This window comes from Nitrosopumilus adriaticus, from assembly GCF_000956175.1.
Classification (GTDB): Archaea; Thermoproteota; Nitrososphaeria; order Nitrososphaerales; family Nitrosopumilaceae; genus Nitrosopumilus; species Nitrosopumilus adriaticus.
On sequence record NZ_CP011070.1, the window covers coordinates 1,147,890 to 1,162,486 of the forward strand.

The window sequence follows — 14,597 nt, forward strand, 5'->3', positions numbered from 1 at the left end:
TCTAGCCAGAATTCTTCTTGAGGGATTTTTGAATATCATCAAACGCGCTTTGAACTTCAGTTACAGCTGCACCATCTTCTAAAGTACTCACATCACCAATTTTTTCATTGTTTGCAATTGCTTTTAGTAGTCTTCGCATAATTTTTCCACTTCGTGTTTTTGGTAGTTTTGAAACAAAATAGATTTGTTTTGGCGTTGCAATTGCGCCAATATCGTTTCTGATTTTTTCTGAAATTTCTTTTTCCAGTATTTTAGTATCAAACACTCCTTGTTTTAAAACAACAAACGCGATAATCACCTCTCCTTTAACCTCATCGGGAATTCCACAGACTGCAGATTCTGCGACATCGTGATGAGATACAATGCAGCTTTCAAGTTCTGCAGTCCCTATTCTATGTCCTGCAACTTTTAAAACATCATCTGCGCGACCAAGTAGCCAAAGATATCCATCATCATCTCTTAGAGCATAGTCTCCAGGATAGTAACAGTTCTCATATTTTGACCAGTAAACGGTTTTGTATTTTTCATCATCGCCCCATAATGTCAAAAGCATTCCAGGCCAGGGGTTTTTTACTACTAGGTATCCTTTGGTGTTATCTGGAACATCATCTCCATTTTCATCGACCACAGAAATATTTACACCGGGAATTGCACGTGTACCAGATCCTGGTTTCAAAGGTATTGTCTCTAGCCCAGGCAATGGAGAGATTAGCATTCCTCCAGTTTCTGTCTGCCACCAGGTATCAATAATAGGACATTTTTCCCTCCCAATTATTTTAAAATACCACTTCCAGACTTCAGGATTTATCGGCTCACCTACAGTTCCAAGTAATCTCAACGAAGAAAGATCAAACGAATTTGGAATGTCATCACCGAATTTCATAAACATCCTCAACGCAGTAGGTGTTGTGTAAAAAATTGTCACACGATATTTTTGTAAAATATCCCACATTCTTGAGGCATCAGGAAAATCAGGTGCACCCTCATACATCACCTGAGTTGCACCATGTAGAAATGGAGCATATACTACATAGCTGTGCCCTGTTACCCATCCAATATCAGCCGTACAAAAAAACACATCAGAGTCTTTAATGTCAAATGCCCACTTGAATGTCGAATACAAATGTGTCAAGTAGCCACCAGTTCCATGTAAAACTCCTTTTGGTTTTCCAGTGGTACCTGAAGTATACAGAATGTAAAGAGGGTGATCACTATCTAATTTTTCTGCATCACACTGATCTGATGCATTATTCATCAAATCATTCCAGAGTTTATCCTTCGAGGAAAGAGAAATTTCATTTTTTGTCCTTTCCAAAACCACAACATGTTCTACAAACTCCGAATCTTTGATTGCCTCATCGATTACATCCTTTAGTTTGACAATTTTCCCACGTCGATATCCACCATCTGCAGTAACAATGACTTTGGATTTTGAGTCAGTCACTCTGTCTTTTATTGATGCTGCACTAAATCCTGAAAAAATTACTGTATGAGTTGCACCGATTCTGGCGCATGCCATCATTACAATTGGCAGTTCAGGGACCATCGGAAGATAGATAGTTACTCTATCGCCTTTTTTCACACCAAGTGATTTTAGGACATTAGAGAATTTTTTTACTTGAGAGAACATCTCACCATAAGTGATGTTTCTAGACTCGCCATTCTCACCCTCCCATAGAATTGCAGATTTTTCAGATTTAGTCTTTTGATGTATATCTAGGGCGTTGTATGAGGCGTTAATTGTGCCTCCAACAAACCATTTTGCAAAAGGAGGCTGCCAATCCAGAGCCTTCTCCCAAGGAGAAAACCACGAGAGGTTTTTGGCCTGATCATCCCAAAATGACACGAAATCAGATTCGGCTTTTTTTCTTAAATTGACATCATTATTTCCAAGACCAATATCATATATTTTATCCATCAAAAAGTCTATGAAAGTAGATCTTTCTAAGTGTTAAAAAAATAATTAAAAAAATTATTGTGCTTCCATTCTAGCAAGCCAATCGTTATCATTGTCGTCTTTGGATGTTTCTGCTGTCACCTGTTGGGGTGGTTCTGGAAATGCAAATGCTGTTTCAGATTCAGTAGGAGGTTCAGGGATTTTATTAACTCCTGCTTCAATAGGTTCTGAATGCGTGATTATTGATTCGGTTGGTGCTTCTGGAAGAATTGTCTGAACTACTTGTTGTGGCTCAGGTGTCTCCAGATATGAAACGGCAGATTCTTGGATGTCTGGTGTCGGAGGTGCTGTAATCTCTGTTACTTCTGATTCAAGGTCAGCAATTCTACTCTTTACATTTGAGATTTCAGCTGTTTCGTGTGTTACATGTTCAATTATTTCAGTTGTACATGCTTTCACGGTCTCAAATGTTGCATCAGAGATTTCATTACTCTTGAATTGTACCTTTGCATCAAAGGATAACATTTTTGCAGACTTCATTTGTTCATCTAACTCTGTCAATCTTGCCTCAAGTTTGGCTTTGATTTCTCTTTCTGTCTCATCTAATGATGCAAGTTTTGACTTGTATTTTTCATGAATGATTTCTGCATCCACTTTCATGTCATCATTTTCAGAAACAATATCTATCAATGCCTTTAGACGACGTATTGTTAGTTGTTTTTCACGAATGAGTCTTTGAGAATCGAGTCTCCATTTTGGAATAAAAATAACAACATCGCCTTGTACTACAAGTTGCTCATATTGGATTTGCTGTAATCCTTGAGAACCGCAATCAATGCCAACGGATTGAATACTTCCGTCAATGTCAGTTATTGTTCCTACGACTTTACCCATGAATGTTCCGTACATGTCTTTGACGTTTTTACCGATTATTTCGATATCGTCGTGGGTCATGTGTGATTGTTTAGAGATTTGTATAACCGACAAAGTGTAAGTAATGTTTTTGGTTTTGGTAAGATTAAATTCACAAACTTTCTTCCTGAGGATTTTAGTAATTTTAAAATTTAGATATGAAAAAGGAGCCTCATGATACAAAAAGAAGAACTTGAACAGATTCTGAATTTTGTTGCCAGCAGATGGGTAGAAACTGCAAAAGATCCAAATAGCAAAGCTATGCAAAGTCTCCCAGATGATTTCTGGATGAATTCAATTGGCGGAAAAACAGCAAAGAAAGGATACTGGGTTACAACATTGATGTATACTGAAAATGAAGCTGATGCAGCATCTTTCAAAGAAGTGTTATTGAGATGGCAAGCAAAAGGTCAAGATAAAAACAGAGACAAGGGTCCCGATCTAATTCAAATTGGTAAAAAGAAATAGACTATTAATAATTGGAATCCCAGAGTTCGGTATTGTCGGAATTTTCAGCAAGTGAAAAAAAAATTTTATCAGATCACTTTTCCAACACTGAAGGAAATGTTTTTGCAATAATTACTCCAAGACAAGTAGATCGTGGAGCACTGATGTCACGATATAGTAGAACGGACAAAAGTATGAGAAGAATATTTCTCGATGAATTTTTAAAAAATAAAAACAGGGGAGAGGAATTCTACAACAGAGTTCTTTTAGAATATGGAGATGACTCTGTTGCAGAACTAGGTGAAGCTCAAATTGCAATCGAAGGATTATCTAACATAGCAGTAAAAAAAATAGAAGATAGACGGATAGGATTATCATATTTAGAAAAATCTTCAAGGTATGTTGCATGGAACAAAAAAGAAAAAGGAAAGTATAGGTTTTACAGAGATGCAGAAATTTCCAAATCAAAATATGCAGACATGTATGAAGACACATGTAATTTTTCTTTTGATGTCTATTCAAAAAACATAGAGCCAATGATAAATTATGTAAGAGAAAAATATCCAATTGAAAAATATAGTTTTAAAGATTCAACTGATGGAAAAGAAAAAACATTTTCTAAATTAAAAAGTGAGTCAGACATTAAATCTGCCAACATGATTTACAAAGGATCTACAAAAGCTAAAGCACTTGACATACTCAGAGGTTTGCTTCCCGCATCAACTTTAACAAATGTTGGCATCACAGGTAATGGTCGTGCATTTGAGTATCTTCTAACAGTATTGGGAGCATCTGAATTAAAAGAAGAGCAAGATTTAGCCTCAAAAATCAAAAAAGAGCTTGACACCACAATCAAGTCATTTGTTAGAAGGGCAGATGACAAATACGGAAAGGCATTTCAAAAATATCTCAAAGACATCAAAATAAAATCAAAGGTAATTGCAAAAAAACAGATAAAGTCAACCCCCACTGTGGGATCAATCACAAAACTAGTAGATTACGAACCAGAAAAAAATGCAATTGATAAAATCGTTACCAGCATAATTTACGAGCAATCACCAAGCACATCCTATCAAAACATAATGTCACAAGTAAAGAAGATTCCAATCCAAGAAAAAAATAAAATCATATATGATTTTGCAAAACTACGAAAAAATAGGCGACATAGGCCATCAAGGGCATTTGAATCAGTGTACTATACATTTGACTTGTGTAATAATTTTGGAATGTTCAGAGATTTTCACAGACATAGGGCATTAACACTTGAGAGACAGCTTCTTACCACAGATCATGGATACAGCATTCCAAATGAGATTAAAATTCTCGGAATTGAAAAAGATTTCAAAGACTGCATGCAAAACACAAAAAAGACTTTTGATAAAATTAGAACAAAGTACCCTGAACAAGCACAGTATGTAGTAAACTTTGCATACAACTATCCATATTACATGAAGTTTAATCTTAGAGAAGCTTGTCATTTGATCGAGTTAAGAACTGTGCCACAAGGACACATCGATTATCGACGTGTTGCACAACAAATGTTTCAAGAGATAAACAAAGTACATCCAGTTTTAAGCAAAATAATGAATTTTGTAGATTTAAAAGAATATGATTTAGAACGATTTGAATCAGAAAAAAGAACTGAAGAAAAAAGAAAAAAGATGAAAAAATAAGACAATCTTCTAATATTGAAAAAAACCAATAAAATCATGGTAGAAAAGATTTCTGAAAATCCTGAAGAGTGGAAAGAAAAATTGACACCAGATCAATACGAAATATGTGTCAATCACGGAACAGAGCCGCCATTTTCTGGAAAATACAACAATACAAAACTGGAAGGACATTTCAAGTGTGTCTGCTGTGGAGAAGAACTATTTTCATCTGATGCAAAGTTTGATTCCGGTTCTGGATGGCCAAGTTTTTGGGAGCCAGTTTCTGAAGAAAAGATAGAATATGTTTCAGATACGGCATACGGAATGGTCAGAACTGAAGTTAATTGTAAAAAATGTGGCGCTCACCTGGGGCATGTCTTCGATGATGGTCCAAAGCCCACTAATCAAAGATACTGTATCAACTCAGTTTCATTGCAGCATGAAAAAGACCAAGAATAATCTAATCAAAACAGTGTATTTTTTGAACAAACAAGAAATTATGTATATAATTTCAAATTAAAACACATGAGCAGTGCAAAGTGTGATCATTATTGGACACAAAATGGATCCTTTTTCTGCATTCATTGTGGTGCAGATATCAGTAGAGCAGTAAATCAGCACAATTCTTGAAAATTATTTATTCAAATCCATCTAGCCTCAAAATTCAGTTAAAACAAAAAGGAATTGACTAAGAATATTTATGAAAGCACAAAAGCAATCCAGTCTATGATACAAACATTGTCAAATAGACATGTTCAAAATAATGATTTGTCAGATACCAGTAGCGATAAAATAATTTCCAATAATGATTGCTGTATGAATTTAGTACACAGGGATGAAATGATTTGAGGATAATCCTGTGCGGATTTGGCGTTGTTGGCCAAAGTCTTGTAAAGTTATTTGAGTCAAGATCAGATGATCTCTATTCAAAATACGGATTGAAACCAAGAATAGTAGGGGTTTTTGACAGTAAAGGGAGTGCAGTAGATTCATCAGGATTGAATTTCAATAAACTAATTGAAGTAAAGAAAAAGTTTGGCACAGTAAAAAATTATTCAGATAAAAAAAATTCAATGACAGGAGTTGAAATGCTAAAAAATGTCGAAGCTGATGTACTAATTGAGACTACTGCCAGCAATTACAAGGATGCAGAGCCAGGAATGACTCACATTATCACTGCAATGAAAAAAAGGATGCATGTGATTTCCGTAAACAAGGGCCCTCTAGCATTGGCATTTCCATCCCTAATGGAACTTGCAACATACAATCAAGTTATGTTCAAATTTAGCGGTACTGTGGGAGGAGGAACTCCAATTTTAGATTATGCAAAAAACAGTTTGAGTGGAGAAAGAATCACATCATTTGCAGGAATTCTTAACGGAACTACAAATTACATTTTATCAAATATGGCAACAGGTTTATCATTTGATGAAGCACTAAAGGATGCTAAGAATAAAGGATATGTCGAAGCTGACGAATCTTTAGATTTGGACGGATTAGACGCTGCTGCAAAACTAGTAATTCTTGCAAACTGGATCATGGGAATGAAAGTTACACTGCCTGACATTGATTGTACAGGAATTCGTAAAGTAACAACAGACGATATCAAAAAAGCAGAAAAGAACAATTGCTCAGTTAAATTAATCGCATCTTGCAACAAGGAGCTTGTTGTAGGCCCTAAAGAAATATCAAATGATGATCCATTATGTGTTAACGGAACGCTTAATGCAATTGCTTTCACATCAGAGCATTCAGGCACTCAAACCATTATCGGTAGAGGTGCAGGAGGTATGGAAACTGCTAGTTCCATTCTAAGGGATTTACTTGACATCAGACAAGAGATATCCAGAACTTGAAGTCAAACCTAATTTCAAAGAGTGAAACTGCTGCACTATTAAAAGCAGTCTCTGAAAAATGGAATATGGAGTTTCCCAAAATTAAAAATCTCAAAGTACATCAAATTTTAGAGGATGCACAGATAATTACTGGTAATGGAATAAAGATTCTCAAAATTAATGATGATTATCTGCCATTTTTGTCAGAGACTAAAATGCTAGAAAGATTTCCCAGTGTAATGGTAGACATGGGAGCCGTGAAATTCATGTGTAAAGGTGCCAACGTAATGAGGCCTGGAATTAAAAAATTCACAGAATTTGAAAAAGATCAACTTGTTTGTATCATAGAGGAATCTCAGCATAAGTTTCTAGCAGTTGGAAAGGCAATGGTATCTAGTTCAGAGTTGGAAGAAATGGAAAAAGGCGAAGTAATAAAAAACATCCACTATATTTCAGATAAATTTTGGGAAACGGGAAAAACAATTTACGATTAAATCTAACATTTTATTTTCCGAACAAACTCTTGTAAATTTTTAATGTGTGTTCCCTCCCAATAGATTTGATTGCACCCATCACATCTCCAGAATTTATCATGATACTCTAGAATTCTTTCCTGAATTTCATTTTTTATTTCTGATTTGTTAATTTCAGATGTTGTAGAATTGCATTTAGGGCATCTTGCAACGTCTCCTGAAATTTCAGCAAATTCCAAATTTATTTTTTGAAGAATCTCTTGAAATTGTTCAATTTCGTCTTCTTTAGATACATGTACAGATAAAAGTCCCATTTTTTCTGCACGTCTAATCAGATTCTGATCTTTTGAGATGATTATTCTGTCTTCATTTTTAGATTTTTCCAATAATTCCAAATCATCAACATCAGAAGAGTATTCAGAATCAAATCCCAGAAGACGTAATTTTTTGGCAATATTGCCAAGCATCGCATCAACAAAAAACAACATTTGCAAACACTGTTAGAAAATTAATTTTATTTGATTGATTCAGTGAATTCTTCAGTACCGTCTTTTGTAATTACAAGAATATCCAAACCATCACCACTTGCAGAATCTCTTAATGCTGCAGAACGAACTGCACGTTTTGCCAAATCAATTGCCTCATCTTTTGTCATGTTTGGCTTGAACTGAGGATCTAATACACCCAATGCCATTTCTGCACCTGTTCCAACTGCTGCATATTCATCTGGAAGAACAGAGCCAAGTGGGTCTAGTGTATACATTATTGGTTTGTCTACAACACCTCCAACTATTACCTGAGTAAGTAATGGGAAGTATCTTCGCTCATACATCATATTTGACATCATTTTTGCCACTGTATTTGGAGGGATATCTCGTTTGAGTTCCATTTTCCTTATTTTGGCAAGAGCGGCGATTTGAAGTGTCAGGATTTGCATATCAGCTACAAGCCCAGCACATGTTGCACCAACTTTATTCGTAATAGGAAAAGTTTTCTTTGTGGATTTACTTACGAGGAAATTACCAAAGGCAATCCTTTTTTCGCTTGCAAAAACTACGCCACCATCAAAAGTAATTCCAACAGCAGTTGCCCCTGGCATATACATTGACATATTTCAAATAATTTTGCCGCATAATAAAGGGCTTTCTACATTTTACGCTCAAGTAATAGGCAAAATAATTATAGTAAAACAATCAGATTATCATGATGACTACAGCAGAGATTAATGGTAAATTTCTAAACGACGTAGTCTTCATGGGGCTAAGATCAGCATTAGGTGTGATCTTTATTGTTCACGGCATAGGAAAATTCAATCCGGGTTTTTCAAACTTTTTGACAAGTTTGGGAATTCCAGTGGAGATGCAAATTCCAATAGCACTTGCAGAATTAGTTCCAGGAATCTTGTTAATTTTCGGGGTTCTCAGCAGACTTTCTGCAGCATTAATTTCAATCATAATGTTAGGTGCAATATTCTTAGTCAAAGGAGCTCAAAGCTTAACAGGTGACAAAGGAGTAGAGATTGATCTTATTCTTTTGGCAGGAGCACTAGTAATTATGATTGTAGGACCAGGAAGAATTTCAATTGCTCATGTAATTAAAAAAATACCCAGATGTTTACATTAGGTTTTTCCAAAGTTTTGCATAATCAAACAAATGCATTTTGTAGTTTTCTTTAACAAATCTACTCTAGCAAATTCATTTGGAGAATGAATCTTTGAAAACATGTATGTGCTTCCAATAGAAATGCATGGAGCTTTTAAAATATCAACAAAGGGAAACATCGGGCCTGTTCCAGCATTAGACACATTAAGAATTGATTTTCCAAAAACTTTGTCTGCAGCATCTTTTACTTGAGAAACAAAAGGATCTGATGAATCAGTTCTAGCTGCTGCCTCACCATGATAGATTTTCATTTTGACATCAGAGAAGCCTTTAGACTTTAGATGATTTTTTAATCGCATAATCTGTTTTTTTGGGTCCATTTTAGGTACGAGTCTAAAATCAATTTTCACTAATGCATTTCCAGGAAGAACAGTTTTTGCGCCATCTCCGGTATAGCCTGATACAAATCCAGCAATATTACACGTAGCCCCTCCCACTAAGGCCTTTTTTGCATTTATTCCACTCTTATTACCCAAAAAAGATTTTATTCCAAATTCATTTTTGAATACTGTTTCATCAAATGGTTCATTTCTAATAATTTCTAAATCTTTTTTTGAAAATGCAGTGACCTCCTTGTACCAATCTTTTATGAGGATTTTACCATCAGAATCACGCAATGTCTTTAAAGCTTCAATTAATCTCCATGCAGGATTTTTTATCAAAGCAGCTAAACTAGAATGAGCATCTATGTTTGATTCAGTTACAGATAATTCTACAAATAGCAATCCTTTCATTCCAAGACCAATGATTGGCCTATTTTCTGAATCCACATACCCAAATTCCCAAATCACACCATCGCAAGAAAATTTCTTTTTGTATTTTTTCAAGTACTCTTCAATATGAGCACTTCCTGTCTCCTCTTCTCCTTCAATTACAAATTTTATGTTGCATGGTACATCACCTGTTGTTTTCAAACAGGCCTCCACAGCTTTGATTCTAGTGATTAATTCGCCCTTGTCATCTGTTGCCCCCCTACCAAAAATTTTGTTTCCTTTTCTTTTTCCACTGAACGGAGGATCATCCCATAAATCAAATGGTTCTGCAGGTTGAACGTCATAGTGATTGTAAAACATCAAAGTTTTTGAAGAGTTTTGTTTTGACTTTATCTCTCCGTAAACTAGAGGAGCCACACCTTTTTTCAATCTCAAGATTTCAGAAGGAATTCCAGATTTTTTTAGTATCTTTGAAACAAGTGTTGCACATTCTTCAATACCTTCATTTTTTGCAGAAACGCTTGGTTGCCTAATCATAGTTTGGAGATCTGAAATCAGATTTGCCATATTAGTGTCCACATGTTTCAGAGTATTCATACTAGTCACACAATTTTGTCAAATGGCTTCATTGCTGCAGGTATTTCATCTAGCAGATCCATAGAGGTCATATGCAATCCAAGTTTCTTTTGAACTGCTTTTCCTGCCAAGCCATTGATGAAAGTTGCAGCTGCTGCAGATTCCAAAGGTTTTCTATTCTTTGAGAGCAATCCTGCAACCAATCCTGAAAGCACATCACCTGTTCCCCCAACTGTCATTGCAGGAATTTTTTTCTCATAAAGATAAGTCATAGTTCCATTTGAGATTACATCAGTTGCGCCTTTGAGTAAAACAGTGATCCCATTTTCTTTGGCTTTTTTCTCTACAAGTTTTATTCTCTCATTTTTTGAGTTTGATGGTGCTTCTCCAAACAATCTCTTAAATTCACCTGCATGCGGTGTCACTACAACATTTTTGTTTGGCAGCAATGGCAAAACTTCAGGAATAAGCGCACTTGCATCAAGGGATAACCTAACGTCCCTATCTAATAGAGATTGTACAAGATGCAGTAAAGCATTTCGTTCTTGAATTGCAAGACCCATTCCAATTGTGGCAGAATCAAGATTTCTAGGTAATGCTCCCAATAGTTTGTTTACTGCACCACGAGTCAATTTTTGATCAACTAGAGGGATGACGATAAGATTTGGAGATATCGACCTAGTTGGGGCCACATTGATGTTGGGAACAGAGGTGTAAACTAAATCAGTACCACATCTGAGTGCGGCAATTGAAGACAGTATTGGAGCCCCATGATAGATGTAGCTTCCACCAATTACCAAAACTATGCCATTTTCGCCTTTACGAGATTTTGCTTTTCTAGGTGGGATGAATTTTTTTACTATTGATAATGTGAGATTTTTTGCAACCATTACTAAATATCATAAGAAATAGATGAATAAAACTTGTTTTAAACGAATTAACGTCTAAGATGATTTTTTACTTGCTTTCTTGGCAGGTTTTTTTGCAGATTTCTTGATAGGTTTCGGAGTTTTTTTAGCAGCCTTTACAGTATCAGATTTGTCAGAGATTTTTCTTGATGCCCTATCAAAAAATGCTTTTCTAGCAAAACATAGGTAGGTAGTATGTCCAATACCCTGAAAAGAATGACGAGTTTTTCCATCTCTTGCTTCAATAGTACGTAAAATATGTTCAGTTGATTCTATATCAGTAAATTCATTATCTACTAGAGCCATAGTTAATTTTTCTAATTGATTCATAGTAGGACAAATTGCAAAAATACTTCCACTGCCTTTTAGCATCTTTCTTACTTGAGGAATGACAACCCAAGGATCACCTAAATCAATTAAAGCAACATCCATATCTTCCAGTGGTAATTTTTTTGCAGTTTTTAGATCCAAGTTATGTTGTGTAACATATTTTGAAACACCAGCCTTTTTGATATTTTTTTCTGCAATTCTCATAAAGTTAGCATCAACATCAAAAGTGTAGACATGCCCACGTGGTTTTACTATGTTGGCAACAAAAGAAGTAAGCGAGCCACTACCAGTGCCAATCTCTAAAATCTTTTGACCACTACCAATTCCAGCTCTTGCTACGATGTATCCCAAATCTTTTGGATATACAATCTGCGTACCGTGTTGAATTTTCATTACATAATCAAACATCGTAGGTTCAAGAAGGTAGACGTACTTGTCTTTGTTTGTGATTAATCTGGAACCATATTCTTTTCCTATTGCATCAGAGTGTTTTATTATACCAATGTGAGTATGAAATGATTCTTTTTTTGAAATTTTTGCAAGCCATTTTTTAGAATGATTAAAGTAGAACAGTACGGGAGAATTTTGCTTTATTTTTGCCATGAATTTTCCCTAAAAATTTTAGATAAGAATCTACTGGTTAATTCAAAGTCTTATCTACTTCAAAAAACCACCATATGTGCTGATGATTATGTCAACGGGTTCTCTCTGATTTCCTCAAATTTGATGAATCTTGCCGAATTATGAAGCCTTTTTCTTCTTCATGTAAGAACGGTATTTTAAAAAAATAATCAAGCATACTCAAATGTGCAAATTGATTGATCGTACGTTTAGAAAATTAACCTAAAAGTAATAATTTTTGGCCCCGATTTTTTAACAAAAACAGAGTTCTAAGACAATCATTGAGTCAGAGACATCTCGCGGTGTTAGCTGGAAGAGCCCAATGCTCACATAAACTAGTTAATACATTTCAGAGTCTCCAAAGTAAAGGAGACTGACTTTTTTTCCGTGGCAGATTTCAAAAATCAATCAGTATTTTAATACCAAACAAGGCACCATAGACTGATGACTGAGATTCAATTAGCAGGTTCAGGTGGATGGGTAAATGCAGATCTTACAGATGAGCAAATTACCAAGTCAAAACTTGTCCCAAACATAGACAAGCATTTTTTGGCATCACTTGAAAAACTCGATACATCAAAAATGTTAAAACATTTTTGCAATCAATGTAATTCTGAATTTGATGGCCCCACACAGATTCAGATCGAAGAGAAACCAAATGAGGCAGTAGCAGACGGCTTGACATTGATTGAAAGAGGTCAATACACATGTCACAAATGCAATTCAATCATTGGGGAATACAGAGTATTTCAGAAAAAAGAATAGTCAACATATTCTAAATTATTTCGTTATTTTTAAGAGCCCAAATAATGCGTATTCATTAAATAAAGCAATTTTATAGAAACAGCATGGCAAATCAAAAATGCGTATCATGTGGAATAGGCTTCTTTTCCCCAACGGGTTCAGACAAATGTTCCAAATGTTCAGGTAAAGAATCTCAAGGTCATGAAGGTCATGATTCCTGTGGTTGTGGACACAGCCATTAATTCCTTTTTTCTATTACACGCATATATTGCACATTAGGTAATTTTATTCATGGTGAAAACTTCTGAAGAAATGAAAAGTCTAGTAGAAGATTACATCAAGATTACTAACATCAAATACGAAGATCAGACAGAAAAAGTTAGAGAGAAAAGCAAGGTTGTAGAATGGCAATTTCACATAGGTGCTAATGTAATTGTCAGTAAAAATACAAACAGAGACGACAGAATACAAGTAAATGTAAACATGAGATTTCCTCCAGAGGATGCAAAGTTATTGGTTTTGAAAAATCCATCATTCTCAAAAGCAATAATGGAAATTAGTGAGATATGCACAACTTGTGGAGTGGGCCACCAGTGGATGAAAGACAAAGAAGACATCATAGGACTAGCGATTTTTTCACATGTTGATGAACAGATTTTAGACAGAATCTCATTTCATAATACATGGGATAATGTTGCCAGAGTATCAGGGCATGCACAAAAAATTCTGCGTGCAAATTTTAGCGGCTTTCCAACACCAAACACGACTGATGATACCATAGACAAGTCAATGTATGGCTAAATTTCTAATGTTTTTTTAAAATTTCACATTTTGGGCATTTGAATCCATTAGTTTTATCACCGCAGGATTCACAATGAAGGTTTACTTTGATATAATCAAATTTTGAAGTTTTAGTATATTTTATAGACAATGCTATGAATAGAGATATTCCAAGTGCGATTCCAATCCACAGTAAAACCATCAGATAGATTGCATATCAATTTGAATTAAATCAGAATGTTTTCATATTAAACAAACAAATAATTAGAAAATCAAAAATTTGTTTAGATTTTAAAAATACAAAAAGAGTTTCATTAGAAAAATAGATACTTTGAAGAGCAGATAATCTGAATCTTACCAACGATAAAATAGTTCACAGAAAACATAATCACATGAAAGAAATTTCCATAGAGTTATTATTAAAAAATATGAATCAAGAGAATAACTACGAAGATGACATATGGAGAACATGTTTAGATGAGAAAGGAAAAAGATACAGAAGAAAAGACATTAGCAATTCATTGAAAAAATTAGAAGCATTAGGTTTCATCAAAAAAACTAAACTCTCAGGCACAGATATACACTATAACAAATCATCTTATCTCGACTCTAATGATTATGTGGGATTTGTAAATGATGTGATGTTCACTAATGAATCAAAAATAAAAGAATCCTTAAAAAAATTAGAATTTAAGAAAATATTTGTAGAAATATCTAAAGATTTGAATTCATATAAAATAGCAAATCAAAGTAAAGCAAACTATGAAAACCTGCTAGATGCGTTTTCAAATTTGACAGAGTTAGCATCGGCAATAGAATTAGTCAATAAAACAAGTAAAAATGAAGAATTAAAAAATAAACTAAAGACTTGCCATTCAGAGATTAAAGAAACCCTAGAACAAACTAATGAGAAAATCATCAGAGAAAGAAAATCAAATGAAATCATCATTATTCAAAGACGTTTTGCAGGAAGAATTCCAAATCCAGGATTCCTCAAGCTGTAAATCACTTCAAGCATAGCATCAGGAAAACATCAGTAAAGAAACA

At 34.7% G+C, this 14,597-nt stretch carries 17 protein-coding genes; 10 read left to right on the forward strand and 7 right to left on the reverse strand.

Annotated elements, in window-relative coordinates:
- Position 1 precedes the first annotated feature (1 nt).
- Positions 2 to 1,918: an acetate--CoA ligase gene (gene acs / locus NADRNF5_RS06840; RefSeq protein ID WP_048116450.1), complete on the reverse strand. Its 1,917-nt coding sequence runs from the start codon at positions 1,916 to 1,918 to the stop codon at positions 2 to 4.
- Positions 1,919 to 1,972: 54 nt separating this feature from the next.
- The gene (locus NADRNF5_RS06845) at positions 1,973 to 2,851 is read right to left on the reverse strand and encodes a CdvA-like protein (RefSeq protein ID WP_048119293.1); all 879 of its coding nucleotides are present in this window, start codon (positions 2,849 to 2,851) and stop codon (positions 1,973 to 1,975) included.
- Positions 2,852 to 2,983: 132 nt separating this feature from the next.
- Between NADRNF5_RS06845 and NADRNF5_RS06850 the strand changes: the two genes are divergently transcribed.
- The 5 genes from NADRNF5_RS06850 to NADRNF5_RS06870 all read left to right on the forward strand — a co-directional run bounded on the left by NADRNF5_RS06850 (position 2,984) and on the right by NADRNF5_RS06870 (position 7,237).
- The gene (locus NADRNF5_RS06850; protein WP_048116453.1) at positions 2,984 to 3,277 is read left to right on the forward strand and encodes a hypothetical protein; all 294 of its coding nucleotides are present in this window, start codon (positions 2,984 to 2,986) and stop codon (positions 3,275 to 3,277) included.
- Between the two features lie 32 nt (positions 3,278 to 3,309).
- The gene (locus NADRNF5_RS06855) at positions 3,310 to 4,929 is read left to right on the forward strand and encodes an FAD-dependent thymidylate synthase (RefSeq protein WP_048116455.1); all 1,620 of its coding nucleotides are present in this window, start codon (positions 3,310 to 3,312) and stop codon (positions 4,927 to 4,929) included.
- A 36-nt stretch (positions 4,930 to 4,965) separates the two neighbouring features.
- Positions 4,966 to 5,367 (forward strand): peptide-methionine (R)-S-oxide reductase MsrB, encoded by a 402-nt coding sequence (gene msrB, locus NADRNF5_RS06860; protein ID WP_048116457.1) that lies wholly within the window; start codon positions 4,966 to 4,968, stop codon positions 5,365 to 5,367.
- A 386-nt stretch (positions 5,368 to 5,753) separates the two neighbouring features.
- Positions 5,754 to 6,764, forward strand: coding sequence for a homoserine dehydrogenase (locus NADRNF5_RS06865; protein ID WP_048116460.1), 1,011 nt, complete (start codon positions 5,754 to 5,756; stop codon positions 6,762 to 6,764).
- Positions 6,761 to 7,237, forward strand: a complete 477-nt coding sequence (locus tag NADRNF5_RS06870; protein WP_048116463.1) for a PUA domain-containing protein — start codon at positions 6,761 to 6,763, stop codon at positions 7,235 to 7,237. The genes NADRNF5_RS06865 and NADRNF5_RS06870 overlap by 4 nt, the downstream gene beginning before the upstream one ends.
- A gap of 2 nt (positions 7,238 to 7,239) precedes the next feature.
- On the opposite strand, the gene NADRNF5_RS06875 is transcribed toward NADRNF5_RS06870, so the two are convergent.
- Both NADRNF5_RS06875 and NADRNF5_RS06880 read right to left on the reverse strand, forming a co-directional pair.
- On the reverse strand, positions 7,240 to 7,704 hold the full coding sequence (locus NADRNF5_RS06875) for a Mut7-C RNAse domain-containing protein (RefSeq protein WP_192828304.1): 465 nt from the start codon (positions 7,702 to 7,704) through the stop codon (positions 7,240 to 7,242).
- A gap of 26 nt (positions 7,705 to 7,730) precedes the next feature.
- Entirely contained in the window at positions 7,731 to 8,327 is a 597-nt protein-coding gene (locus tag NADRNF5_RS06880) for an Ntn hydrolase family protein (RefSeq protein ID WP_237089225.1), read from the reverse strand.
- A 95-nt stretch (positions 8,328 to 8,422) separates the two neighbouring features.
- On the opposite strand from NADRNF5_RS06880, the gene NADRNF5_RS06885 reads away from it, so the two are divergent.
- On the forward strand, positions 8,423 to 8,839 hold the full coding sequence (locus tag NADRNF5_RS06885; protein ID WP_048116473.1) for a DoxX family protein: 417 nt from the start codon (positions 8,423 to 8,425) through the stop codon (positions 8,837 to 8,839).
- Here NADRNF5_RS06885 and NADRNF5_RS06890 read toward each other — a convergent pair.
- From NADRNF5_RS06890 to NADRNF5_RS06900, 3 genes are read right to left on the reverse strand one after another with little or no spacing between them, the layout of a single operon-like run.
- Positions 8,836 to 10,188 carry a M20/M25/M40 family metallo-hydrolase gene (locus tag NADRNF5_RS06890; protein WP_048116476.1) on the reverse strand — a complete coding sequence of 451 codons (1,353 nt, stop codon included), beginning with the start codon at positions 10,186 to 10,188 and terminating at the stop codon, positions 8,836 to 8,838. The genes NADRNF5_RS06885 and NADRNF5_RS06890 overlap by 4 nt on opposite strands.
- Positions 10,189 to 10,193: 5 nt before the next feature.
- Positions 10,194 to 11,057, reverse strand: coding sequence for an NAD(P)H-hydrate dehydratase (locus tag NADRNF5_RS06895; protein ID WP_048116478.1), 864 nt, complete (start codon positions 11,055 to 11,057; stop codon positions 10,194 to 10,196).
- 54 nt (positions 11,058 to 11,111) lie between these two features.
- The gene (locus NADRNF5_RS06900) at positions 11,112 to 12,008 is read right to left on the reverse strand and encodes a tRNA (adenine-N1)-methyltransferase (RefSeq protein ID WP_048116481.1); all 897 of its coding nucleotides are present in this window, start codon (positions 12,006 to 12,008) and stop codon (positions 11,112 to 11,114) included.
- A gap of 462 nt (positions 12,009 to 12,470) precedes the next feature.
- Here NADRNF5_RS06900 and NADRNF5_RS06905 point away from each other — a divergent pair, with 462 nt between their 5' ends.
- The 4 genes from NADRNF5_RS06905 (at position 12,471) to NADRNF5_RS06920 (ending at position 14,554) form a co-directional block, all read left to right on the forward strand.
- On the forward strand, positions 12,471 to 12,791 hold the full coding sequence (locus tag NADRNF5_RS06905; RefSeq protein WP_048116485.1) for a hypothetical protein: 321 nt from the start codon (positions 12,471 to 12,473) through the stop codon (positions 12,789 to 12,791).
- Positions 12,792 to 12,874: 83 nt separating this feature from the next.
- On the forward strand, positions 12,875 to 13,012 hold the full coding sequence (locus NADRNF5_RS11390; RefSeq protein WP_192828305.1) for a hypothetical protein: 138 nt from the start codon (positions 12,875 to 12,877) through the stop codon (positions 13,010 to 13,012).
- Between the two features lie 49 nt (positions 13,013 to 13,061).
- Entirely contained in the window at positions 13,062 to 13,571 is a 510-nt protein-coding gene (locus tag NADRNF5_RS06910; protein ID WP_048116488.1) for a hypothetical protein, read from the forward strand.
- Positions 13,572 to 13,942: 371 nt separating this feature from the next.
- Entirely contained in the window at positions 13,943 to 14,554 is a 612-nt protein-coding gene (locus tag NADRNF5_RS06920; RefSeq protein ID WP_048116494.1) for a hypothetical protein, read from the forward strand.
- Positions 14,555 to 14,597 lie beyond the last annotated feature (43 nt).